Origin of the sequence: Acinetobacter lanii (genome assembly GCF_011578285.1) — a bacterium.
In the GTDB taxonomy this organism is placed as follows: Bacteria; Pseudomonadota; Gammaproteobacteria; order Pseudomonadales; family Moraxellaceae; genus Acinetobacter; species Acinetobacter lanii.
Map to the genome: position 1 here is coordinate 1,155,193 of NZ_CP049916.1, position 23,840 is coordinate 1,179,032.

The following is a 23,840-nucleotide window of genomic DNA, read 5'->3' on the forward strand; positions in this document are numbered from 1 at the left end:
TTTTTATTATTTGATCTAAACCGATGCTGTTTTATAAGTCAAAATTTAGGAAAAAAATCATCAATGAGATTAAAAAATATACATAAATACCATGCTCTTGTGTTTTAATAAAATTTAGAATGATTCGATCATCCAACAACAATAAACACAATGCATCATAAAAAAGGAGTCACCAAATGGATTTAATACAGATTCTAAAAGACCGTATTATTCCGATCGTTCTCAATCAACACGGTTCAACTGAACAAGAACCGAGTGTGGTTGCTCAGAAAAGTACAGCCATCGCCACTTTTTTGCCGATTCTACTGACCATTTTAAAATCCAAACCGGATCTGATTTCAAGCTTACAAAGCAGTCTGAATCCACGCTTAGGTGATCTGTTTGGTAGTAATCCAATTTTAAAAGACAATCTACTCGACTCTATTCAACCGGCTGTCTCTAAACAAGAGACTGAAACTTTGTTAAATCATTCTATTGCGCCAACTTTAGGGGTATTAGGTGATCTGGCAGGCAGTGAAGATCCGCATTCAATCTCACACTATTTGCAACAACATGCCGATACCATTAAAGGAGCATTGCCAGTTTGGGCGACTTCAATTTTAGGCGGCTTAGGTCTCGGTGCTTTTGCAACGCATGCAGCAGCGGATTCTGGCGTGAACAGTACGCCATTGAGTACGCCAGTCACCACATCATCGCATGTGGCACCGACTCAAGTTCCGCCAAGCCATTCCAATATTCCGCCACGTGAACCTGAGCAAAAAAAATCAAGTTTATTGGGGCCAATATTGGGGCTGATTCTTTTGGCGATTTTGGTCGGGCTTTTACTACGTTACTGCAATAAAAAAGATGAACCGGTTCAAGCCGATCAAGTACCGGCATCGACTGCAGTGGCTGATCCTGTGGCACAACCTGCATTCTTTGAACTGAGTACCGATGCTTCAGGCGGATTAGTGACGTGTCAGGCACGTATTGGCAATCCATCTTTCACCGACATTATCCAAAAAGAAGTAAAGTCTTTGTTTAATCATCCTGTCGGTTGTGGGATTGATTCAAGCAATCAATATAACGCTGAATTGGTTGATCAAAATGGTTTATCCAGTATTCTGAAATTGTTAAAAGGTGTGCCAAGCACCACCTTGACTTGGACAGGTAATGAAATTTCACTACAAGGTCAAGATGCGGCTGCAACCCAAGCACTGGCAGACAAGATTAAAGGACTTGTGCCTAATGTAACGGTGAAAACAGAGCAAGGCATTGATGTGAATAGCGCTGTGAACACCAGTGTCAGCGATGCAGAAAAAGCTTTAGCAAGCATTAATCCTGATCAAGTGAAACCGATTGATATCGCAACGGCATTAAATTTACAAATCATTAATTTCGCTACGGGTTCAGATGACATTCCGGATATCAATAAATCGGTATTGGATCAGGCAGCAGCACTTATGAATCGTGTACCGAATGTTCAGTTAACGGTGAAAGGGCATACCGACAATACCGGTGATGCAAATGCCAATAAAGAACTTTCACGTGAGCGTGCGCAAGCTGTGGTGGATTATTTGGTTTCTAAAGGTGTAGATCCGAGTAAGTTGAGTGCAGTTGGTTTAGGTCAAGATGAACCGATCGCTGAAAACACCACTGAAGAAGGCAAGTTTAAAAACCGTCGTATTGCATTTGAAGTGACCAATACCGAAACAGGTACACAACGTACAGTGGATGGTGAAAAAGTGACAGAGAAAAATTAAGCCTCAGGCTGGATTGAATACAGCTATATTTCATCAGAAAAACCTCATTATTGAGGTTTTTCTGTTATAGAGAGTCGTAAAAAGAATAAGATTTTGCTTTAATGATGCAGAAAATAATGACAACAAGGTCACATAAATGAATAAGATTTTTATAATGAGTGTGTTAGCGACATCTTTAAGTTTAGGAGGATGTGATAAATTCAAAACTCAAAAGGATGAAACCGTGCAAGCCAGTGACGCTGCTTGGAGTTGTACCAATCAAGAACATCTGAATGATCTGCAAGATTTCCTCAAACAAGAATATCTCAAAGAAGTGGAGAAGAGCTTAAGAAACTCACGTCATTATCAAGCCGATGAAGCTTTACTCAAAACCATCAATGATGGGTTGAAATTCCAAATTAAAAATATTCGTACCATTACCCAAGACCCTAAAGCGACTTCGCAGTTGGAGTGTGAAGGTCAAGTGGTGGTGAACTTTCCAAAAGGTCTGCAAAAACGTGCTGAAAATGCCTATTTGGAACAACACAATGACTGTGAAGAGTGTGATGGAGAAGATTATTCATCGTTAAATGATTATCTTGAAGCGCGTGAAGTGGCGCTGAGCATTGACAACGATCTCATTAAAGGCAACTTTAAATTTGATGTGTTAAAAACCGATAAAGAAGGCTATACCCTAAGTGCAGAGCATCAAAATGCAGTGATCGAGGCGGTTGCCTTTGTCACCACAAAAGCGGTGCAATATGAAGCCTATGTGAATGAAAATGCGCAAATCCGTGTCAATCAAGAACATAGCAGTATGCAGAATGCTGAACAGACTGAGCTTGCACAGAAAGCCATGGATATTCGTAAAAAGGAATTGGAAGATGACAAGAAAAAAGTCGTTGATCGTTTAAATCAGACTTGGGATCGCTTTAGTGATGAACAAAAAGCACAACTTCAACAAGACCAATCGGATTGGTTTGAAAAGCGTGACGTCGATTGTAAAGTGATTTCTCAAAAACGTGTTTACGATATGTCTGAAAGTGAGCGTGAAACCTACCAAAAACAATATGAGTATTGGGATGATGCAATGACTGCTCAAAATGCACAAATGCAATACGATAAATGTTTTACGCAGCGCAGCAATGAACGTATTGTCTATTTAAATAACGTATTTAACTAAGCTAAGATCAGCTATTGCCTGAAGTGCACGCTTAAACATTTAAATATTCAGCATCAGATAAAAGGACGAATTGATTCGTCCTTTTTTTATTGGCATGCTGTGTGCAAGTTTAACAGGAAATAACAGTATGCGGATCAGTTTGATTGGGGCAGGGCGAGTCGCCACCCATTTGGCACAAGCATTCAAAGTGAAACATCAAATTATCGATATTTATAGTCGATCATTCGATAAAACTGAGCAGTTGGCACAGCAGGTCAATGCCAGTGCGTGTGCGCAGATTGAGGAGATGCAGTCCGATGTTGATCTGCTGATTATTGCGGTGAGTGATCAGTCTATCGCGACAGTGATTCAGGAGTTAACAGGGCACTTCCCAAATTGCTTGATTGTGCATACCTCAGGCTCAACCCATCTTAATGTTTTGGCGCAATACCATGAGCGGGTGGGTGTGTTTTATCCACTGCAAACCTTTAGTCTAGAGCGAGCCGTCGACTGGAACGCTACGCCGCTGTTTGTGGAGGCAAAACAGCATCCAGATTTAGAAATCTTACAGGTGCTGGCAGAACAATTCAGTCAGCGCGTATATTGCTATGATTCAGCCCAGCGTTTAAGTTTGCATTTGGCCGCTGTATTTGCCTGTAATTTTACTAACTATTGTTATGACATAGCCAAACAAGTGGTGGATGCCGAGCAGGTCGATTTTAGCTTGCTCTATCCACTGATATTAGAAACGGCACAAAAAGCCACGCAAAATGATCCAATGCAGATGCAAACTGGACCTGCCATGCGTGGAGATCAGAACATTATGAGCATGCATACACACATGCTTGAACACGCGGATCGACAGGATTTAAGTCAGGTTTATGCCTTGATGAGTGATCAGATTTTAAAGCGACATCATTAATCTGTTTGCTATGTATCAGTACAAAAAAGAGCTTCATTAGAAGCTCTTTTTTTAAATCGATTTATTTGATTTTTTTGAAGTAGAAGTCGTTAATTTTATGACCTTCTTCTAAACCACGACGTTCAAATTTGGTTTGTGGACGCCAATCTGGGCGAGGATAGCTGTTGCCTTTACCTGCCAAGTTTTCTAAACGCTCACGATTATCTAGAACATCCAGCATCCACTCAGCATACGGTTCCCAGTCTGTTGCAGAGTGGAAAGTACCGCCCAATTCTAACTTTTCTTCAACCAATGGCATACGATCGTGTGATACAAAGCGACGTTTAAAATGACGTTTTTTCTGCCATGGATCAGGGAAGTAAAGCTGAATCGCATTGATGCTGTTGTCCGGCATTTCACGCAGTACTTGAATCGCATCGGCATCTAACAGACGAAGGTTGCTTAAACCAGCCATACCTGCTTCATAAACACACTGTGCAATCCCCGGTACATGCACTTCGATCCCGACATAGTTGCGTTCAGGGTTGGCTTTTGCCATAAGCACCAGTGAACGACCCATGCCAAAACCGATTTCTACTGTCAAAGGACGCTCTGGATGCTCAAATTGCTGACGTAAGTCACCAACCGGGTACTCCAAAATCATATGACCATATTGCTCAAGTGCAGTACGTTGTGACGTGTTTAGCGGAGAAGAACGACGCATAAAGGTCACAATTTCACGGTGCTCGTTCAAGTTGTCTAGTTCTACAACTTGCGGGTCTAATGGTTCGTTCGACATAAATTGGCAAATGTAAAAAATTCGAATGCGGTATTTTAAGACCTGAGACCATCAAGTCAAACTTTTTTCATCGTGAATCTGATCCGCTTCAAAAATCAAAAGGAGGTTTTTAAAAGTGAATGACCTCCCGATGATAGGTAAATTGTGATTGAAAGGTCTTAACTCACCTGATCGATCAAGGTGCGACTCGCTTCATTCATCCCGATCAATTGCACTTGAATCTGTTTCGCTTCGAATTTTGCTTGCACACTTTTCAGCATATTGACTGAGGTAATGTCCCAAATATGTGCTTGGCTCAGATCGATACTGACGTGCTTGAGTTGCTCGTTAAAATCAAAGAATTGATAAAATTTTTCTGCACTGCTAAAAAAGATTTGACCTTGAATTTGGTAAACACGATGATCAGGCGTTAATAGATTTGATTGCACTTTGACTGCACTTTCCAGTTTATTGACCAAAAATAAAGCCGACAACATCACGCCAACCAAAACCCCCAAAGCCAAATTGTGTGTGGCAAGTACAATGATCACGACTGCAATCATCACCAGATTACTTTGTTGAGGATGCTTGTTGAATTGCTTGACTGAACCCCATTGGAAAGTGGTGAATGCCACCATAATCATAATCGCAACCAATGCCGCAATCGGGATATACGCCAACCAATCTTTTAAGAACACCACCAAGCAGAGTAGAAATACCCCTGCAACCAGTGTCGATAAACGGGTACGCGCACCAGAAGACACATTGATAATCGACTGACCAATCATGGCACAACCCGCCATACCACCCATAAAGCCACTGACCATATTGGCAATCCCTTGACCGCGGCATTCTTGATGGCGGTCACTGTCAGTTTGGGTCACTTCATTGACCACGGTGGTGGTCATCATGGTCTCGAGTAAGCCCACAGTCGCTAAAGTGATTGAATAAGGAAAAATAATTTTCAGCGTTTCAAAATTCAGCGGAATTTCAGGAATTAAAAAAATCGGCAATGTATCGGGAAAATGTCCGAGATCGCTCACGGTACGCATATCTGCACCCAAAACCATGGCCAATACACTTAACACCACAATACAAATCAGTGGAGATGGAATCGCCTTACCGATTTTCGGTATATAAGGAAACAGATACACAATCGCTAAACCCAACACTACAAAAAGGTAGGCGGTGCTGTCCATTTTGCTCAGTTCAGGCAACTGTGCGGTAAAGATCAAAATCGCCAAAGCATTTAAAAAGCCATACACCACAGATTGCGACACAAAGCGCATCAGCTTGGCCACTTTAAAATAACTGGCAATCACTTGAATTACACCAGTTAAGATGGTGGCCGCGAGTAAATACTGTAGACCGTGTTCTTTAACCAGGGTAATCATCAATAAAGCTAGCGCACCGGTGGCTGCTGAAATCATGGCAGGACGCCCACCAAAAAAAGCGATGCTCACGGCAATACAAAAAGAGGCATAAAGACCGACTTGAGGGTCTACACCTGCAATGGCTGAAAATGCAATGGATTCAGGAATCAACGCCAAACCGACCACCAAACCAGCAAGGACATCGGTACGGATGTTAGAGAACCATTCCTCTTTTTTCAGACTAATCACTGCAAACCTTTTATACAATTTTGAATGGAGCGTATCTTAAAGCAAGTCTTTGCCAAAATGCAGAACAATTTGCTTGAAAATAGCCTTGAATGATTGAATATTTAAGCTCAATCACTAAAGCTTTACGCATATTCGCAAATAAAAAAGCAGTTCAACTTGAAAAAAGTTGATAAGCCATTTAAAACTGATAGAGAAGACATAACGACGTTAAATAACAAGGACAATCTATGAAGTTGTATTATTCGCCAGGCGCATGTTCACTGGCTGCACATATTATTTTAAATGAAATTAATGTCGATTTTGACTTGGTAAAAGTCGATTTGAAAAACCATCAAACTGAAAAGGGCGATGATTATTTTCAGATTAATCCCAAAGGTTATGTGCCTGCTTTAGAGATCAATCCTGGCTTGATTCTGACTGAAAATGTAGCGATTTTACCATTCTTGGCACAACACGATCCCAAACAAGATTTAATTCCACCTTCAGGTTTAGGGCGTGCTAAGGTCTTAGAATGGCTGGGATATTTAAACTCAGAACTGCATGATGCTTATGCGGTATTCTTTGGTGCGCCATTATCAGGTGAAGCAAAAGAAAAAGCCTATGCTGAAATTGATCGTTTACTGACGTATATTGATCAAGCGATTGAAAAATCAGACAATGACTATTTAGTGGATGACAACTTTGGTCCTGCGGATGCTTACTTATTTGTACTGACCAATTGGTCGAACGGCATTGAACATGATTTAAGCCCTTATAAAAATGTGATTCATATACGCAATAAAGTGGCAGAACGTCAATCGGTGCAGATTGCAATGCGCGATGAAGGACTCATTCCTTAATTGCTTAGATTGAACGAACAGTTCACACATGAAAAAGGACGCTCGAGCGTCCTTTTTTAATCTTCGCTAGTTGAAAAGGACTATTTAAAGAAATAACCGGTTTCAGGTGAGCTGGCATTAGCTATACGTTTGCGCGGCATACGCCCCGCTAAATAGGCTTCACGCCCCGCTTCCACCGCTTTTTTCATCGCAGAGGCCATCAAAATCGGATGTTGTGCGGCTGCAATGGCAGTATTCATCAGCACGCCGTCACAACCGAGCTCCATCGCAATCGCGGCATCACTGGCGGTGCCGACACCCGCATCCACCAATACAGGCACTTTGGCATTTTCTTTAATGATGGCGAGGGTATGTGGATTTAAAATTCCCAAGCCTGAACCAATCAAACTACCCAATGGCATAATCGCCACACAGCCCATACTTTCAAGTTCTTGTGCCACAATCGGATCATCAGAGGTATACACCATCACCTCAAAACCATCATCAATCAATGTCCTTGCAGCTTTGAGTGTTTCGACGATATTGGGATATAAGGTTTTTTCGTCCCCCAACACTTCAAGCTTGACTAAGTTGTGACCATCCAGTAGTTCACGTGCGAGCATACAGGTACGCACCGCAGTCTTGGCATCGAAACAGCCCGCAGTATTGGGCAGTAGGGTGTATTTTTCAGGTGGAATCACTGAGAGTAAATTCGGCTGATTGGGATCTTGACCAATATTGACCCGACGAATCGCCAAAGTCACAATTTCAGCGCCACTGGCTTGAATCGCTAGATCGGTTTCATGTAAATCTTGATATTTACCTGTTCCGACCAAGAGACGTGAAGAAAATTGACGAGAACCAATAATCAGCGGTGAATCTTCCATGACTGCTCCTTTTAACCGCCACCGACGGCATGAATGATTTCAATACGATCAAACTCAGCAATCGGGGTAAGACTAAGTTTGCTTTTAGAAATGATCATTTCGTTCATTTCAATAGCAAAGCGTTTGTCTTCAAGCGACAGCTCTTGTACCAATGCCAATAAATTTTGGCACTCGGTTTGTTGAAGTTCGCCATTGATATAAATCATCATATTGAGCATCCCTAATGAGGTGCTTTAAAGCACTTTGAAATTCTTATTTTTAAAATTTATCGGGCATATTTAAAAGCATGCCAAGCCAAGACTAACCAGCCTGCAATCATCAGTGCACCGCCAATCGGCGTAATCGCACCCAAAATCCGAGGTAAGCCCAAAGCCATGACATAGAGTGAGCCACAGAAAAATACAATGCCAATTTGAATCAGCATGAAGCTGGCTTTAATTGGAATCTGAGGAATCACTTTGGCCATGATGCCAAGCAGCAATAACCCGAGTGCGTGATAAAAGAAATAATCAGTTGCGGTTTGCCACCAACCCAGTTGTTCAATTGAAGCTTTGGCTTTTAAACCATGCGCACCAAAGGCACCGAGCATCACCGCAAGGGCTAAGTTTAATGCTGAGATTGCAATCCACATAATGAACGTTGATTAACTAAATATGCATCCAACCATAGCATGATCAGCACCAAGTTTTAAGAGCAAAAAAAGCCGATTGCATGTGCAACTGAGTCAAATGCTGTAGGCACAAAAAAAGGGCTGACGCCCTTTTTTTATTGAATTCAATGTACAAAATTCGATTTAAATGCAATGCATATTAATTGGATGACATTGCCACTTTAATTTTATCCATCGCATTTTTTTCAAGTTGACGAATACGCTCCGCAGAGACGTTATATTCAGCCGCCAACTCATGCAAAGTGGATTTATCATCATCGAGCCAACGACGCTGTAAAATATTACGTGAACGATCATCCAATTGATCCATCGCGTCATGTAGCGCAGAGGTACTCTGTTGTTCGTAGTCTTCCTCTTCGACCAAACGCGCCGGGTCGTAACGATTGTCTTCTAAATACAGTGCAGGGGCAACATAAGTTGAACCTTCATCATCGTCATCGCCTTGTGCTTCAAATGCTGCATCATAGGCGGTTAAACGACCTTCCATTTCTAACACTTGTTCAGGAGTGACATTCAAGTCATTGGCAATCGACTTGGCTTCATCAAGTGTCAGTTTTTTGCTGGACTTTTTAAGGCTACGCAAATTAAAAAACAGTTTACGTTGCGCTTTGGTGGTCGCAATTTTGACGATACGCCAGTTGCGAATCACATATTCATGAATTTCAGCTTTGATCCAATGCACAGCGAAAGACACCAAACGCACACCCATATTCGGGTCGAAACGTTTGACGGCCTTCATTAAGCCTAAGTTACCTTCTTGGATGAGATCGCCTTGTGGTAAGCCATAGCCTGCATAACTACGCGCAATATGCACCACAAAACGCAGGTGAGACATCACCAACATTTTCGCTGCATCTAAATCTTGATCGTAAAAATAGCGATCAGCCAACTCTTTTTCTTGTTCAGCTGTCAAAATTGGTATTTGATTCACCGTGCTAATATAAGCACCAAGATTTACCCCAGGCGCAGACAATGACAGGGGCATCAATTGATTGCTGCTGTCAGTCATGTGTTCTCCTTGTTGGATAAGCGTTGTAAAACCAATAGTGTCATCTTAATTCGAATAAGCAACATAATTAAGGAAATTTGGGTAGTGAAATGTAATTTTTATTTCACTTGAGCACAATTTATGCATCAGCTTAGTTTAATTGAAAATAATTAAGTTTCAATCAAGTAATGAAATTCACTGGCAGATATTTTTTCCAATTGAAAGCGATAACTATGTATGTGGCAATAACGTGCAATATCGATCTGACTATTGGGGTCGGAAGCCTTCAATAGATACTGTTTTAGATCCGGTGTTTTTTTCAACTGTTTCTTCAGTAACAGCAGGGGCATTGGGCAGGGTTTTCCCAAGGCATCGATTTCAATGGGTAAGGTCATTAATTGGACAAACCAAGTTGTTATTGACTGTATTCTAACAAATTCCGATTTGCGCCTTAAAAATTTTGTGAAATTTCTACAAAATTAATTTAATAGCAGCTTTGGTAAAGCTATTTGGGTGATATATATACGAATTATTGTGAGATAAATTGCAAAAATTTCTCTATTAATTGTAATAAACCCGTGTTAAGCTCGTTGCGTACTTAAGGATTGGAATAGGGATATTTTTTCTCTAAGCCTTATGTATGAATGGATGTAACCGGGATTTTGTTAATAGTTTTACAGAATGATTACAAGCTTTGAAATACAAAAATGTTTTAAAACTTTGTTTAGCTCTGCTGTTTGCAACACCGGGTGGTCCCTTTTCTTACCAACTGAGGATTAACTTATGACAGCTCGCGAACAAGGCGTAGTTAAGTGGTTTAACGATACTAAAGGTTTTGGCTTCATTCAACGCGCTGGCGGTGATGACGTATTCGTTCATTTCCGTGCAATTCAAGGCGACGGTCACCGTTCACTTCGTGACGGTCAACGCGTAGAATTCAGCGTTGTACAAGGTCAAAAAGGTTTTCAAGCTGAAGAAGTTCAGCCTTTAGACTAATTATCATTTTCTAAAAAATGATGATAACGCTCCAATTTTGATGAATTGGGGCGTTTTTTGTTTATAATGATCACTCATATTTAAAATTTGAACATCGAGCACGTATATATGTCATCTGGTTTCGAAACCCTTAATTTACATCCGCAACTTAAGCAAGCGATTGATGCTTTAGGGTTTAAAGGAATGACCCCCATTCAAGAAAAAGTATTGAAGTATACTTTGGCGGGGCATGATGCAATTGGTCGTGCACAGACAGGTACAGGTAAAACTGCAGCATTTTTGGTGAGTATCATCAATGATTTGCTTAGCAATCCTGTGACCACGCAACGTTTTCGTGGTGAACCACGTGCGTTAATCTTGGCACCGACACGTGAACTGGCGATTCAAATTGAAAATGATGCACGTGATCTGACCAAATTTTCTGACTTAAATGTGGTGACTTTGGTCGGTGGTGTCGATTTTGACAAGCAAAAGAAACAGCTTGATCAAGGTTTTGTCGATATTTTGGTGGCAACACCAGGTCGTTTAATTGATTTCACAGAACAAAAAGAAGTTTGGCTCGATCAAATTGAATTTTTAGTTATTGATGAAGCAGATCGTTTACTCGATATGGGCTTTATCCCATCGGTAAAACGGATTGTGCGTTTCTCACCGCGTAAAGAACAACGTCAAACGCTCATGTTCTCTGCAACCTTTAGCTATGATGTTTTAAATTTGGCACAGCAATGGTTGTTTGAACCAGTGACGGTTGAAATTGAACCTGAAAAGAAAACCAATGCAGACGTTGAACAACGTGTCTATGTGGTCGGTAAAGCAGATAAATACAAGCTCTTGCAAGAAATCCTACGTGATGAGCCGATCGAAAAAGTCATGATTTTTGCCAATCGTCGTGATCAGGTACGTAAACTATATGATCATTTAAAACGTGATGGCTATAAAGTGGTAATGTTGTCCGGTGAAATTGCGCAAGACAAACGCACCAAAATGCTTGATCAATTTAAAAATGGTCAGCACAACATCATGATTGCAACAGACGTCGCAGGGCGTGGTATTCATGTCGATGGCGTATCGCATGTGGTGAATTTCACTTTGCCTGAACAATCTGATGATTATGTGCATCGTATTGGTCGTACCGGTCGTGCAGGTAGCCGTGGTGTGAGTATCAGTTTCTTGTCTGAAGATGATGCGTTCTATTTACCGGAAATTGAGAAAGCCATTGGTCAAAAAATTCCACTCACGCGTTTAGATGGCTATTGCTAATCATTGAAGCGAAGCAAGAATAATTTAAGTTTTGCAGGTTAATAAAAAAGTCCCAATACGGGACTTTTTTATTTTCTAAGTTTTTAATTGATTAGCTTGCACGGCAAGTAAAGGTTATTAAAGATTGATAGTCGGTGTCTTTTTCAATGCCAGTACCTTTGCCTAAAACAGTGCCGAGTACACTGGCTGCGGCAGTGACCATTTGTCCGGTTTTTTCATCGACAACGCCTTTTAACGCACCGTTATATTCGGTTTTTTCACTGACCAAAACGGGGGTGGCATTTTTACCACAGGTTTTATTGGCAGCTGAAATCGCATTATTTTTGGCAATCACTTGAGTTTTACCTAAACCTGAAATTTCATATTGATTATTAGCATTTTGAATCGCCAAAGTTTCTGTAGGGGTAGATGCACAAGCGGTTAAAATCAAAGTACTTACAGCAACTGCGCAAAGGCTAAGAGTCTTTTTCATCTGGATTCCCAATCTTAAAATATAAAAAATTAAATATGAATCATATGCTAGCGGGTTGTGATGAATGAAGTCAGGAGTCTTTGTATAAGATTTGCGTTTTCCTATGCTTTTACTGTGATTTTACTTAAATCTGTAACGGTTAATTCAAGTTGAGCGCTCATTTTCGCACTTTATGCTTTCGAGGTTTATGCTAAGCTAAGTCATCCGTTTTCTTACAGATCATTCGTCAATGTCAGATTCTTCTCTACATGCAGTGCATGACAATATTCATCAACGTCAGTCCATTGGTCATTTAGTTGAGCCAGCACCTAATGCAGAACAATTAGAAATGGCATTTCAAGCAGCAATGACGGCACCTGATCATCATCGATTAAAGCCGACACATTTTATTATTGTGCCCCCTGAGCAACGTGAAGCGTTTGGGGCGGTGTTGGCTGATGCGATTCGTGATACGGGCATGCAAGATGAACAGCAAGTAGATCGCGTGCGTAATCATCCTTTTCGCGCACCATTATTGGTGCTTGCAGTAACACGTTTTCAAGAACATGCCAAAGTCCCTGAGTTCGAACAAACCTTAAGTACTGGGGCAGCCATTCAAAACTTCTTGTTGTCTTTGCAAGTACAAGGCTTTTCAACCATGTGGCGTAGTGGTGCTGTGGTCGAGTCACAACTGTTTAAGCAACAATTGGGTTTGCAAGCGCACGATTTGATTTCAGGGATTATTTATATTGGGACTGCGGTGAAAGCGATTCCGCCACGCCATGAGATAGATACCAAGGCCAATGTTTCTTATTGGGCACCTTAGTTATGTTGCATATATGAACAAGGATTAATCAGCTCAGCATGTGACTGTGTTTAAAATTTAAGTGCATTTAAGTGTTGAGTTTGAGAAGTAAACAACGAGTTTAGGATAAAAATAAATGTCGGAATTGAAATTTACGGATTTGGTTCGTCCAGTTGCAGTCAATCATAAAACAGCGTTACGTGTGACGGTATTGGGTGGGGGAAGTTTTGGTACAGCCATGGCCAATACCGCTGTAAGAAATGGCTGTGACACCATGATTTGGATTCGTGATGAAGCGATTGCCAATGAAATTAATCAAACCCATATTAATCGACGTTATTTACCTGATTTTCAGTTAGAAGCGGGCTTACGTGCTGAGTCAAATTTGGAACACGCCGTGCGTGACCGTGACATTATTTTGGTGGCGATTCCAAGCCATTCATTTCGTGATGTACTGCGTCAAATTAAGCCCTTTATTAGTGCGCAAGCGGTGATTTCGCTGACCAAAGGCATTGAGGCAAAAACCTTTAGTTTTATGAGCGATATTATTCGCGAAGAATTGCCTGAAGTGCCTTATGGGGTGTTGTCAGGTCCAAATTTGGCCAAAGAAATCATGAGCGGTATGCCGGCAGGAACCGTGATTGCCAGTGATTCAGAGTTAGTTCGCTCAGCAATACAAAGCGCTCTGCATAGCGCTTTGTTCCGTGTCTTTGCCAGTGATGATGTGCATGGGGTTGAGCTCGGTGGCGCATTAAAAAATATCTATGCTGTGGCAATGGGTATCGCAGCGGCCTATAAAGTCGGTGAAAATACCAAAAGTATGATTTTGACCCGTGCTTTGGCGGAGATGAGCCGTTTTGCAGTCAAACTCGGTGCCAATCCGTTGACCTTTCTTGGATTGTCGGGCGTGGGTGATTTATTTGCCACCTGTAACAGTCCACTGAGCCGAAATTATCAAGTTGGTTTTGCGTTGGGTTCGGGTAAAAGCTTAGAGCAAGCCACACAAGAATTGGGTCAAACCGCAGAGGGGATCAATACCATTGTGCAGGTCAATACCCGTGCCAAAGAACTGGATGTATATATGCCAATCACTACCGCGCTTTATGAGGTGATTTTTGAAGGGGCACCACCTTTAAATATTGCAGTGTCGTTAATGAAAAATGGTCATCGTAGTGATGTGGAATTTGTATTGCCTCATCAAAAAGTATGATATTTTGATCGCAGATGAAATGCGCTGAGATTGACGAAGCTGTTAAAGTATATTCGTCAATTTAGGCGCGTCGCTTTACAGCGATATAGCATAATAAAATGGAATAATACGTGTAGGATCAACACATGCAATTGACACTTGTTCGTCATGGCGAAGCAGCACCTGCATTAAATGGTCAAGACGAAAAGCGACCATTGACGGCTCGAGGGCATGCTCAAGCCCAAGAAACGGCAGAATATTTAAATTCTTATTTCTTGAACCCAAAAAATCAAGGCAATCTGCACAATGATGATCAGCCCGATATTTTTGTGGTGAGTCCATTGTTACGTGCGCAAGAAACTTTGGCACATATTCAGGCATATTTCCCACATGTTGCGACTTTAATCTGTGACAACATTAAACCTGATGATAATGCCAAAGATGCGATCGAATGGCTCAGTCAATTGCCGTTTGAAAATATTGTGGTGGTCTGTCATATGAATGTGGTTGCACATATGGCTGAGCAGTTAACTCATGAATATTTTCATTCATTTCATTTGGCTGAAGCACGTATTTATCAACAAACAGTGATTGCCAATGGGCTGTCGACACAAATCCAGTCTTTCATTCCTAATGCATAATGGAATAATGCAAGCATACAAAAACAAGTAAATTACACGGTAGATCAAAATTAATGTTGTATTTATGGATGCCAGAAGCCAATGGGGTTTGGCAATGGTCGCGTGGTGAGCAGTGGAATCAGGCCAGTAGTCTTGAACAATTGATTCAAGAGATCAAGCCTGATCAAGGGGAGGAAGCAGTGGTTTTCTTTCCAAGTCGAGATACGCAAATCATTCAGCAGACTTTGCCTAAAGCGCAGTATAAACAGCTTGGTTATGAGGGAATTAAGTTTTTACTCGAAGACTATGTGATCTTGCCAATTGATCAAATGAAAGTGTTGTCATATTTTCAAGCACCGGATCAATTGACGCTTTTAGGTGTTGCCAATCATACCGTGTTGACCATGCAACACGCTTTGAGCTTGATTCCAGTCAAGATCGTCTCCTTACTGCCTGACTTTTTAGTGCTTCCTGAACCGCAACATAACGAAACGGTGCTCGCCAATATCAATGGGCAGCTCTTGGTTCGAGAGCATGCCTTGAAAGGCGGATCGATAGACGATTTAGGGTTATATTTGGATATTGCTCCTAAAGCTGAAAAATATCGTTATGCGGATTTAAATGGAGCACAGCTCGAAAGTTTGTGGGTGAACAGTACAGAGGAGCAACGTGAGCGTTTTGATTATCAATTCCAACCGATATTAAAAGCCAAGCAACATCCTTTTAATGTATTACCCAAAGCCAAAAACAGTGATCAGCGTGTATCAGGTTATTGGAAGGCATCGGCATGTGTTTTGCTCGCCTTCATTGTTGTGCAATTTGGCTATGACCTCATTCGTTGGGCGAAACTGAAAAAAGTGGCAGATCAAACCGCACAAATTTCAATTGATCAATATCAGTCTTGGTTTGGTCGAAACAGTCGAGTCACTGAACAGAATCTTAAAAGCTTATTTGAAAGTAATTTACGCCTCAGCCAAGCGGCCAATACTCAAGCTTTACAACTCATCAGTCGAGTTGGGCCGATTTTAATGCAACAGCAAATTGTGGCAAATCGCGTGGCATACGATGCGGATCTGTTGAATTTGGATTTGGTGGCACGCAGTTCAGAGCAGTTGCAAAGTTTGGTTTCGCAACTGAATCAGCAAGGTTTTAAAGCCGAATTAGGCAATATTCAAACGCAGGGTGACGCTGTCGTCGGTTTGGTGAAAATACAATAATGAAAGCATTCGATAAGGTACAGGACAAAATCGATCTTTGGATTGAGCAGGTGCAAGCCTATTTAGCACGGCTCTCATTGCGTGAGCGAATCATGGTGATTGCGGCAACCATCATTGTGCTTGTGGCGATCATTGTGACATCGCTTTGGAAAATGCATTCAGCGGCAGAACAACAACAAGATCGTTTAAATGAACTTAAAGATAATTTGGTATGGATGCAGAGTCATGTGGTAACCATGAAACCTGCTGATGATTTGAGTTTAACGGTGGCAGATAAAATTCAGCGGGTTTCACAGCAGCAAGGAATTTCTGTGGCATCTCAACAGGTTGGTGAACAAATCCAATTGGTTGCGGAACATCAGAATTATGCCATCTTGGCAAATTTTCTCACCCAGCTGGTTCAGATGGGGGTGAATATTGAAAAAATGGAGCTAAATGAAGCTGGACAGCAGATCAAATTAACAGCGACTGTTCATTGATCGGTGAAAATAAACATCTGACAGGCATAGCGTTTTAGCCAATCTATGCCTATAATGTGGCAACTTAAAAAGCAGTAGACTTTTTGGATATGTTATATTCGCTTGCTCGTCCATTTTTATTTTCTTTGGCGCCAGAGCGTGCACATGATCTGACATTATCATTGCTGAAAAAGACCTATAAATTGGGTCTGATGCGCCAGTCGATCGAAGCCAAGCCTGTCACATGTATGGGCATTGAGTTCCCTAATCCTGTAGGTTTAGCCGCAGGTTTAGATAAAAATGGTGCCTATATCGATGCACTGGCAAGTTTAGGTTTTGGTTTTATTGAAATTGGAACCATTACCCCACGTCCTCAATCGGGCAATCCTCAGCCCCGTTTATTCCGTATTCCTGAAGCACAAGCCATTATTAACCGTATGGGGTTTAATAATGATGGTGTTGATCAGCTGATTGAAAATGTCAAAGCCGCCAATTATAAAGGCGTGTTGGGCATCAATATTGGTAAAAATGCCGACACTGCTGTGGAAGATGCGGTGTCTGATTATTTAATTTGTCTTGAAAAAGTCTATAACTACGCCTCGTATGTAACGGTGAATATTTCCTCGCCAAATACTAAAAATTTGCGTAGTCTACAAAGTGGTCATGCCTTAACCGAATTGCTTGAAACACTCAAAAAACGTCAGCTTGAATTGGCTGAAGAGTATCAGCATTACGTGCCATTGGTATTGAAAGTTGCGCCAGACTTGAGTGCAATGGATATCTCTTTTATTGCGGCGGAACTGATTAAATTTAAAATTGATGGTTTGATTGTCACCAATACCACGTTATCACGTGAAGGCGTTGAAAATCTGGCTTTTGGTGATGAGGCCGGTGGTTTATCAGGTGCGCCTGTATTTGAGAAAAGTACCGCTTGCTTAAATGCATTTTCAAAGTTACTCAAAGATCAAATACCTTTGATCGGGGTCGGTGGTATTCTTGCGGGCCAACATGCTACTGCGAAACAACAGGCAGGTGCACAGCTGGTTCAAATTTACAGTGGCTTGATTTATACAGGTCCTGCATTGATTAAAGACTGTGTAGATGCTATGACCTAATTTATGAACACACTTGATATCTTCATCCTGATGGTACTGCTCATTGGAGGGCTTAACGGTTTGCGACAAGGATTTGTAAAAGCCTGTGCGAACTTGATCGGTTGGGTTTGTGCCCTGATCGTGGGTGCTAAATACGCCACGTTGATCGCCCCTTCAATGTCAGCCCTCAGTCCGGATCCAGTGGTTCAAAAGATTGCTGCATTTGCGTTTATTGTATTGATCATCGTGGTGCTGACATGGATTGTGACCAGTATCCTCAATCGTGTGCTGAAAACCTTAAAGCTTGGTCCCCTTAACCGTTTGGCAGGGGGTGCTTTTGGCAGCTTGAAAGGTTTGCTCATCGTCCTCATCTCTATGCAAGGGATTGGTTCGTTTGTGGAAAGCTCACCGTATTGGAAACAGTCTAAATTTATCCAAGCGCTTTTGCCTTATGCACCTATGGCAACTGCATTGACCAAAGACACCGCGAATAAAGCAATGAGTCATATAAAATCAGGTGAATTAACCGAACAGGGACAGGATTTAGAATCGACTAAACATGACTCGGATGTTCATCAAGATTCATCATCACATTCAACGAAAAACCCTTTTAATTAATCCTAGCTTGTCTGCGAGGTTGCTATGTGTGGAGTTGTTGGTATAGCTGGTAAATCACCCGTTAACCAAATGTTGTTTGATGCATTAACGATGTTACAACATCGTGGACAAGATGCTGCTGGGATCGTGACCTGCGCCAATGGTCGTTTATTTTTAAGAAAAGACAATGGTATGGTGCGTGACGTGTTTCATACTCGTCACATGCGTGCTTTGTTGGGCAATTACGGCATTGGTCATGTTCGTTATCCAACAGCGGGGTCTTCGAGCAGTGCTGAAGCACAACCGTTTTATGTCAATTCACCGTATGGTATTACCTTAGCGCACAATGGTAATTTGACCAATGCTGCCGAAATTCACGATGACTTGTATAAAACTGACTTACGTCATATGAATACCGATTCGGATTCAGAAGTGTTGCTCAACGTATTTGCACATGAGTTGCAAAAACGCGGTAAATTGAATCCAACTGCTGATGATATTTTCCATGTGGTGTCACGTGTGCATGAACGCTGTAAGGGCGGTTATGCCGTGGTTGCCATGATTACCGGTCATGGGATCGTGGGTTTCCGTGATCCAAACGGGATTCGTCCTTTGATCTTGGGCTCTCGCGATACTGAATTGGGGGTTGAATATATCTTGGCTTCTGAGTCTGTGGCTTTAACTGCACTGGGCTTTAAAGTTGAGCGTGATGTCTTCCCGGGTGAAGCGATTTTTATTGATGACTCAGGTCAATTGTTCTCGCAACAATGTGCCACTAATCCGCAACATCGTCCATGTATTTTTGAATATGTGTACTTTGCGCGTCCAGATGCGACCATTGATGGGATTTCAGTATATAAAGCCCGTTTAAAAATGGGTGAAAAGCTGGCGCATAAAATTCTTTGTGAATGGGGTGAGTTCCACGATGTTGATGTGGTGATTCCAATTCCAGATACCTCACGTACTTCAGCACTTGAGCTTGCCAATATTTTAGGGGTCAAGTTCCGTGAAGGTTTTATGAAGAACCGTTATATCGGTCGTACCTTCATTATGCCGGGGCAGCAACTGCGTAAAAAATCGGTACGTCAAAAACTCAACCCAGTTGAGCTTGAGTTTAAAGGCAAAAATGTATTGTTGGTGGATGACTCGATCGTACGTGGCACCACCTGTAATGAAATTATTCAAATGGCACGTGATGCCGGTGCCAAGAAAGTCTTTTTCGCTTCTGCTGCACCGATGGTGAAATATCCAAACGTGTACGGTATTGATATGCCGGTGAAAGATGAATTGATTGCATCGAATCGTGATGTTGAAGAAATTCGTGAAATCATTGGCGCAGATCGTCTGATTTTCCAAAATTTAGAAGATTTAAAAGACGCCGTGCGTACCAAGAAAGTTCCTGATTTACGTGAATTTGACTGTTCGGTATTTGATGGAATTTATGTGGCAGGGGGCATTGATGATGCTTATCTTGATAATCTTGAGCAACAACGTTGTGATTCTGCCATGAAGAAAAAAGATGGCTATGTCGATGTCAATGTCGATGCTGCATCGGTAGATTTGAGTGGCATCAAAGAGATGTAAAAACGGCGTAGAAAGTCATTAAAAAAGCGGGTAATTCCCGCTTTTTTAATTTATGATTTAAAAACAATGTATCAGGACAGTTTACATTGAAAGATGTGAGTCACTACTTTATAAAAAACAAAAATATTCTTTGGTCTGCAAGCGTTTGTCTGCTTGTGGTTGTATTTTCTATTGTGATTTTAAATACCGTTTTGGGGTTGTTGGTTCATTATATTGATCCAACCCAATCGATCTTTTGGCATTCCTTAAGCCCTTATTTAATGGTGGTGTTGGTCACAGTCATTGGTGGCTCGATGCTGTATGAGTTTTACGTGTTTCGCTCAGGTGGGCATACACTGGCGAAACAGTTAAAAGCACGGCAACTAACTTTAATGGAAAGTACCCCTGAAGAAAGTGCCGCACTGCGCATCACTGAAAAATTGGCACAGACCTTTGCAATTGATACCCCAACACTGTATGTATTGCCCGATGAAATTGGTGTGAATGCTTTGACTGCGGGGTTTCATCCCAAAGACACCGTGATTATTTTGACTTGGGGGGCATTACAAAATTTAGATGAGCTTGAGCTGTATGGTTTACTCGGACATGAGTTCAATCAAATCCTCTCCGGTGAAGCGACTGAAAACACTCGATTGAAAATTCTATACAGTGGTGTGATTACCTTTAGTCAGTGGGGCAGTAAAATTGCACGTTGGGGTTTTCGCAATAACGAACACGGTCGACGCCATAAACTTGAAACCAGTTTGGTGGCAATCGGTGGGGTGATTTGGCTGATTGGTAGTTTGGGTGTGCTGATCACGCGTTTGATCAAGTACCTGACTCTCGGTGGGCGGACTTTTTATAATGACCATAAAACCAAACGCTTATTGTTAAACAATGCCAATGTACAAACCTTACTCAGAATCTATGTGCATCATGCCGGCTCGCAAATCCATAGTGAATATTCCGAAGCGATTTCGCATATGTGTTTTGCCAATTCACTCAGCCCACAGAGTTGGCTAAATATTCATCCGAGTATTCAAAATCGTATTTATGAGTTGAATCCGAGTTTGCTTGAAGATTTACAGTTGGAAAACTTACAGAAGTTGCGTAGTCAACCTTTGTTTAGTCTCATGCGTTCTTTAGAAGAGTCGGTGGCAGAAGAATATAACCCATGGGTATCTCCGCAGCCCTTGCCATTGCTGCGCTTATCTCCGATTAGTTTTGCGATTAAAGATGCGATTAAACCTCTAAATGCTGAGGTGCGTCAGCAGATGAGTCGACCGGACTTGATTCAACGTGCGATGCAAACTTCAACAGGCTCACGTGAGGTGATGGTGACGATTTTAATGATTCGCCAGTATCGTGAATTTATCCCATCAGATGCACAAGTCAGCCGTGCTATTGTCGATTCGTTATTGAATATTGACGGTCGTGTCCATATCCAAATTTTTCATGAAGCTTGTAGTAATTTAGGCAATATGCCTGCCACCAGTGCCCGTCAATTTATTACCAAGCTGGCTAAAATTATCCAGGAAGATGGTGAAATTGGCTTGTTGGATGCCTTGCTGATTGAAAAAGTCAAAGCAGAACTGAATCTACTTCCGATTCATCGACCTACCTCTATGGAAGAGGCGAAGCCTCAAATCGTACGTTTGATCGATGCCTTATTGCATGTGCAACAGCTCAACAGTGCCAATCAATTGGAAGTGCGCTATCAAATCTTAGAGCGCGTACTCACGGTTGAAGAGTTAGAGCTGTATGAAGAAATTTCGGATGAACCGATTGATTTGGGCGAGATATTAAATGATATCGCAGGTTTGTTGCTGCGTGACCGTTTGAGTATCTTGGGGGTGGCGGAAATCTGTCTGTGGAATGACCGTGTCATTACCCAAGATGAACTAGACGTGCTTGAATTGCTGTATTGGCGTTTAGGCTTTGAAAGTGATGAAATTGTAGAGCAAATGCATAAGCAAAATAGTGTGATGATCATCTAGTTAAATTGCGTTAAAATTATTCAAATAAATTTATTTGCTTTGAAAATTGATTTTAAGGCATTTTGAAGTACGCAAATGCAGATATAAAGCTCAGCATTTGCTTGCGAAAATCGTTAGAATACCCGACCCCGATGAATACTAGTACCGATGTAATGAATGTGAATATGGTAGAGCATCAGCGAAGTCTATTGGCTGTTCTAGGTATCGATGTTTGGATGCCTAAAGTCAATGCGCCTGTGCGAAACTATAGCGCGTCGTTATATCGTGATCAGGCAGCGCTTGAAACTGCTTATGTAGAACCGATTCAATCGTTTGATACAGTTTTAGTGCCTGATTCCACTCAGACTTCGCTTCAACCACAGCAAGCGTCTGCGTCAGCTGAAGTGACTCTGGTTCGGGAACAGGTTCAGCCACACGCTGTTGAACAAAAGGTTGCGCAAGTCACTGTATACGATGATGCTCGACCCGTCATTCACATTGATGCCTTTGAGTTGCAAGCGTGGTGTACCGAGCGCTGTATCATTGTGGTCGATAGTACCGATCTCAATGCTGCGCAAAGTCAGTTATGGCGTAATATTCAACGTGCGCAAACTGGACACTTCTTTGATTTAAAATGGCCTTTTCCACTCGCACTGCTCCAAGATGGGCGTGGAGTACAGGTCTATATTCAAGGTTTCTTGGACGCTATGCGAGGGGAAAAGAAAATCATCAGTTTAGGTCAAATTAAACATTGTCAATATACAGATGTGGTGGTGCTTGCAAGTCTAAGCGAAATGTTGGATCAGCCACTGTTAAAGCGAGATCTATGGGCATTGATGAGATAATACTTTGATCATGGGCTAAAAGCGGTATCATCACTTTGTTTTAAATTGTTCCAGTTTCGATGATTGCTGTTTGGGTTGCTATGGTAATGCTGTATACCTGCTCGTCTTGTCAAGCTCACTCAATCCATTGTTCATGTGAAAAGCAAATCATAAAAGTGTGGCTATAAAAATTAAAATCAGTGTATAAATAAAGCAGGTTGAATAATAAAGACAGGGACACAATGCGTCAAAAAGTCGTGGTATTTAGTCAAATCGATTCCAATATTCTTGAAAAATTAAAAGCACAATATGAAGTTGTGGTGATTGACCCGAAAGCAGGCGAGGTCAATCAACAAATACTTGAGCATGTGGTAGATGCAGACGGCATGATTGGGGCAGGGCGTTTATTAAATCAAAGCAATCTGAGTTCGGCCAAAGAGCTAAAGATTATTTCTTCTGTCAGTGTAGGCTATGACAATTATGATCTCGATTATCTCAATCAACGCAAAATTTGGCTGTCCAATACGCCACACGTATTAACCGAAACCACCGCAGATTTGGCCTTTGCATTGCTCATGAGTGCTGCACGTCAAGTCCCACGTTTGGATCAGTGGACCAAGCAAGGGCAATGGACTCGAACCGCAGGAGCTGCGCAATTTGGACAAGATATTTTTGGAAAAAATTTAGGCATCATAGGTCTGGGGAATATTGGGGCAGCCATTGCACGACGGGGTTTTCATGGCTTTAACATGAATATTCTTTATCATAATCGTCGTGAAAATATAGAACGTGCTGAAGCACTCAATGCCACGTACTGCGAATTTGATGAATTGTTAGAGCAGTCAGATTTTGTAGTGGTGGCGGTAGATTTAAATGCAGATTCTAAAGCATTAATTGGGTCGGCTGAATTTGAAAAAATGAAACCAACGGCTGTTTTTGTCAATATTTCGCGGGGTTCAGTGGTCGATGAGCAAGCCTTAATAGATGCATTAAAGTCACGACGCATATTTGCAGCAGGTTTGGATGTCTATCAAAAAGAGCCGCTACAACACTCTGAATTGTTTGAATTGGACAATGTTGTGACCCTACCACATGTGGGTTCTGCAACTGCTGAAACGCGCTATAAAATGGCGGCTTTAGCGTATCAAAATTTGCTTGAAGGTCTCGCAGGGCGACAGCCGCAATATGTGGTGAATCCGAACTTTTAGCGCATAAGATGTCGATAAAAATTGATAACACTTCA

The 23,840-nt window shown here is 41.7% G+C and carries 25 protein-coding genes; 17 read left to right on the forward strand and 8 right to left on the reverse strand.

All coding sequences use genetic code 11. From position 1 onward, the window contains the following. The first annotated feature begins 176 nt into the window (after positions 1-176). The 3 genes from G8D99_RS05320 to G8D99_RS05330 all read left to right on the forward strand — a co-directional run bounded on the left by G8D99_RS05320 (position 177) and on the right by G8D99_RS05330 (position 3,805). Positions 177-1,742: an OmpA family protein gene (locus G8D99_RS05320; RefSeq protein WP_166323308.1), complete on the forward strand. Its 1,566-nt coding sequence runs from the start codon at positions 177-179 to the stop codon at positions 1,740-1,742. Between the two features lie 136 nt (positions 1,743-1,878). Continuing rightward, positions 1,879-2,904, forward strand: a complete 1,026-nt coding sequence (locus tag G8D99_RS05325) for a DUF1311 domain-containing protein (protein ID WP_166323310.1) — start codon at positions 1,879-1,881, stop codon at positions 2,902-2,904. A 94-nt stretch (positions 2,905-2,998) separates the two neighbouring features. Continuing rightward, positions 2,999-3,805 carry a Rossmann-like and DUF2520 domain-containing protein gene (locus tag G8D99_RS05330; RefSeq protein WP_166327557.1) on the forward strand — a complete coding sequence of 269 codons (807 nt, stop codon included), beginning with the start codon at positions 2,999-3,001 and terminating at the stop codon, positions 3,803-3,805. Between the two features lie 61 nt (positions 3,806-3,866). Here the strand turns inward: G8D99_RS05330 and trmB are convergent, their stop codons facing one another. Together trmB and G8D99_RS05340 are read right to left on the reverse strand one after the other, a co-directional pair. Further along, positions 3,867-4,583, reverse strand: a complete 717-nt coding sequence (gene trmB, locus G8D99_RS05335; protein WP_166323312.1) for a tRNA (guanosine(46)-N7)-methyltransferase TrmB — start codon at positions 4,581-4,583, stop codon at positions 3,867-3,869. Between the two features lie 158 nt (positions 4,584-4,741). Continuing rightward, a complete protein-coding gene (locus G8D99_RS05340; RefSeq protein ID WP_166323314.1) occupies positions 4,742-6,184 on the reverse strand; it encodes a SulP family inorganic anion transporter in 1,443 nt (480 codons plus the stop codon). A gap of 227 nt (positions 6,185-6,411) precedes the next feature. Here G8D99_RS05340 and G8D99_RS05345 point away from each other — a divergent pair, with 227 nt between their 5' ends. Further along, positions 6,412-7,023: a glutathione S-transferase N-terminal domain-containing protein gene (locus G8D99_RS05345; RefSeq protein WP_166323316.1), complete on the forward strand. Its 612-nt coding sequence runs from the start codon at positions 6,412-6,414 to the stop codon at positions 7,021-7,023. Positions 7,024-7,103: 80 nt separating this feature from the next. Here the strand turns inward: G8D99_RS05345 and G8D99_RS05350 are convergent, their stop codons facing one another. The 5 genes from G8D99_RS05350 to G8D99_RS05370 all read right to left on the reverse strand — a co-directional run bounded on the left by G8D99_RS05350 (position 7,104) and on the right by G8D99_RS05370 (position 9,942). Next, positions 7,104-7,889 carry a thiazole synthase gene (locus tag G8D99_RS05350; protein WP_166323318.1) on the reverse strand — a complete coding sequence of 262 codons (786 nt, stop codon included), beginning with the start codon at positions 7,887-7,889 and terminating at the stop codon, positions 7,104-7,106. Positions 7,890-7,900: 11 nt separating this feature from the next. Beyond that, positions 7,901-8,098 carry a sulfur carrier protein ThiS gene (gene thiS, locus G8D99_RS05355; protein WP_166323320.1) on the reverse strand — a complete coding sequence of 66 codons (198 nt, stop codon included), beginning with the start codon at positions 8,096-8,098 and terminating at the stop codon, positions 7,901-7,903. 56 nt (positions 8,099-8,154) lie between these two features. After that, positions 8,155-8,520 (reverse strand): DUF423 domain-containing protein, encoded by a 366-nt coding sequence (locus G8D99_RS05360; RefSeq protein WP_166323322.1) that lies wholly within the window; start codon positions 8,518-8,520, stop codon positions 8,155-8,157. A 178-nt stretch (positions 8,521-8,698) separates the two neighbouring features. Beyond that, a complete protein-coding gene (rpoH, locus tag G8D99_RS05365; RefSeq protein ID WP_166323324.1) occupies positions 8,699-9,568 on the reverse strand; it encodes an RNA polymerase sigma factor RpoH in 870 nt (289 codons plus the stop codon). Positions 9,569-9,717: 149 nt separating this feature from the next. Further along, entirely contained in the window at positions 9,718-9,942 is a 225-nt protein-coding gene (locus G8D99_RS05370; protein WP_166323326.1) for a sulfurtransferase TusA family protein, read from the reverse strand. Positions 9,943-10,330: 388 nt separating this feature from the next. Here G8D99_RS05370 and G8D99_RS05375 point away from each other — a divergent pair, with 388 nt between their 5' ends. Next, on the forward strand, positions 10,331-10,543 hold the full coding sequence (locus tag G8D99_RS05375) for a cold-shock protein (RefSeq protein ID WP_004822370.1): 213 nt from the start codon (positions 10,331-10,333) through the stop codon (positions 10,541-10,543). A gap of 108 nt (positions 10,544-10,651) precedes the next feature. Continuing rightward, entirely contained in the window at positions 10,652-11,803 is a 1,152-nt protein-coding gene (rhlB, locus tag G8D99_RS05380) for an ATP-dependent RNA helicase RhlB (RefSeq protein WP_166323328.1), read from the forward strand. Between the two features lie 91 nt (positions 11,804-11,894). On the opposite strand, the gene G8D99_RS05385 is transcribed toward rhlB, so the two are convergent. Further along, complete coding sequence (locus tag G8D99_RS05385; protein WP_166323330.1) at positions 11,895-12,275, reverse strand: hypothetical protein; 381 nt, start codon at positions 12,273-12,275, stop codon at positions 11,895-11,897. A gap of 229 nt (positions 12,276-12,504) precedes the next feature. On the opposite strand from G8D99_RS05385, the gene G8D99_RS05390 reads away from it, so the two are divergent. From G8D99_RS05390 to G8D99_RS05440, 11 genes are all read left to right on the forward strand, one after another. Further along, complete coding sequence (locus G8D99_RS05390; protein ID WP_166323332.1) at positions 12,505-13,080, forward strand: nitroreductase family protein; 576 nt, start codon at positions 12,505-12,507, stop codon at positions 13,078-13,080. A 115-nt stretch (positions 13,081-13,195) separates the two neighbouring features. Beyond that, positions 13,196-14,269 carry an NAD(P)H-dependent glycerol-3-phosphate dehydrogenase gene (locus G8D99_RS05395; protein WP_166323334.1) on the forward strand — a complete coding sequence of 358 codons (1,074 nt, stop codon included), beginning with the start codon at positions 13,196-13,198 and terminating at the stop codon, positions 14,267-14,269. 125 nt (positions 14,270-14,394) lie between these two features. Next, complete coding sequence (locus G8D99_RS05400; RefSeq protein ID WP_166323336.1) at positions 14,395-14,889, forward strand: SixA phosphatase family protein; 495 nt, start codon at positions 14,395-14,397, stop codon at positions 14,887-14,889. Positions 14,890-14,942: 53 nt separating this feature from the next. After that, a complete protein-coding gene (gspL, locus tag G8D99_RS05405; protein ID WP_166323338.1) occupies positions 14,943-16,085 on the forward strand; it encodes a type II secretion system protein GspL in 1,143 nt (380 codons plus the stop codon). Next, positions 16,085-16,564, forward strand: coding sequence for a type II secretion system protein GspM (gene gspM / locus G8D99_RS05410; protein WP_166323340.1), 480 nt, complete (start codon positions 16,085-16,087; stop codon positions 16,562-16,564). Before gspL ends, gspM begins: the two co-directional genes overlap by 1 nt. 89 nt (positions 16,565-16,653) lie before the next feature. After that, positions 16,654-17,658, forward strand: coding sequence for a quinone-dependent dihydroorotate dehydrogenase (locus G8D99_RS05415; protein WP_166327559.1), 1,005 nt, complete (start codon positions 16,654-16,656; stop codon positions 17,656-17,658). Positions 17,659-17,661: 3 nt separating this feature from the next. Next, positions 17,662-18,255 carry a CvpA family protein gene (locus G8D99_RS05420; protein ID WP_166323342.1) on the forward strand — a complete coding sequence of 198 codons (594 nt, stop codon included), beginning with the start codon at positions 17,662-17,664 and terminating at the stop codon, positions 18,253-18,255. A 24-nt stretch (positions 18,256-18,279) separates the two neighbouring features. Next, on the forward strand, positions 18,280-19,818 hold the full coding sequence (purF, locus tag G8D99_RS05425) for an amidophosphoribosyltransferase (RefSeq protein ID WP_166323344.1): 1,539 nt from the start codon (positions 18,280-18,282) through the stop codon (positions 19,816-19,818). Between the two features lie 86 nt (positions 19,819-19,904). Next, the gene (locus G8D99_RS05430; protein WP_166323346.1) at positions 19,905-21,794 is read left to right on the forward strand and encodes a M48 family metalloprotease; all 1,890 of its coding nucleotides are present in this window, start codon (positions 19,905-19,907) and stop codon (positions 21,792-21,794) included. Positions 21,795-21,925: 131 nt separating this feature from the next. Then, the gene (locus tag G8D99_RS05435) at positions 21,926-22,618 is read left to right on the forward strand and encodes a hypothetical protein (protein ID WP_166323348.1); all 693 of its coding nucleotides are present in this window, start codon (positions 21,926-21,928) and stop codon (positions 22,616-22,618) included. A gap of 221 nt (positions 22,619-22,839) precedes the next feature. Further along, positions 22,840-23,805, forward strand: coding sequence for a 2-hydroxyacid dehydrogenase (locus tag G8D99_RS05440; RefSeq protein WP_166323350.1), 966 nt, complete (start codon positions 22,840-22,842; stop codon positions 23,803-23,805). Positions 23,806-23,840 lie beyond the last annotated feature (35 nt).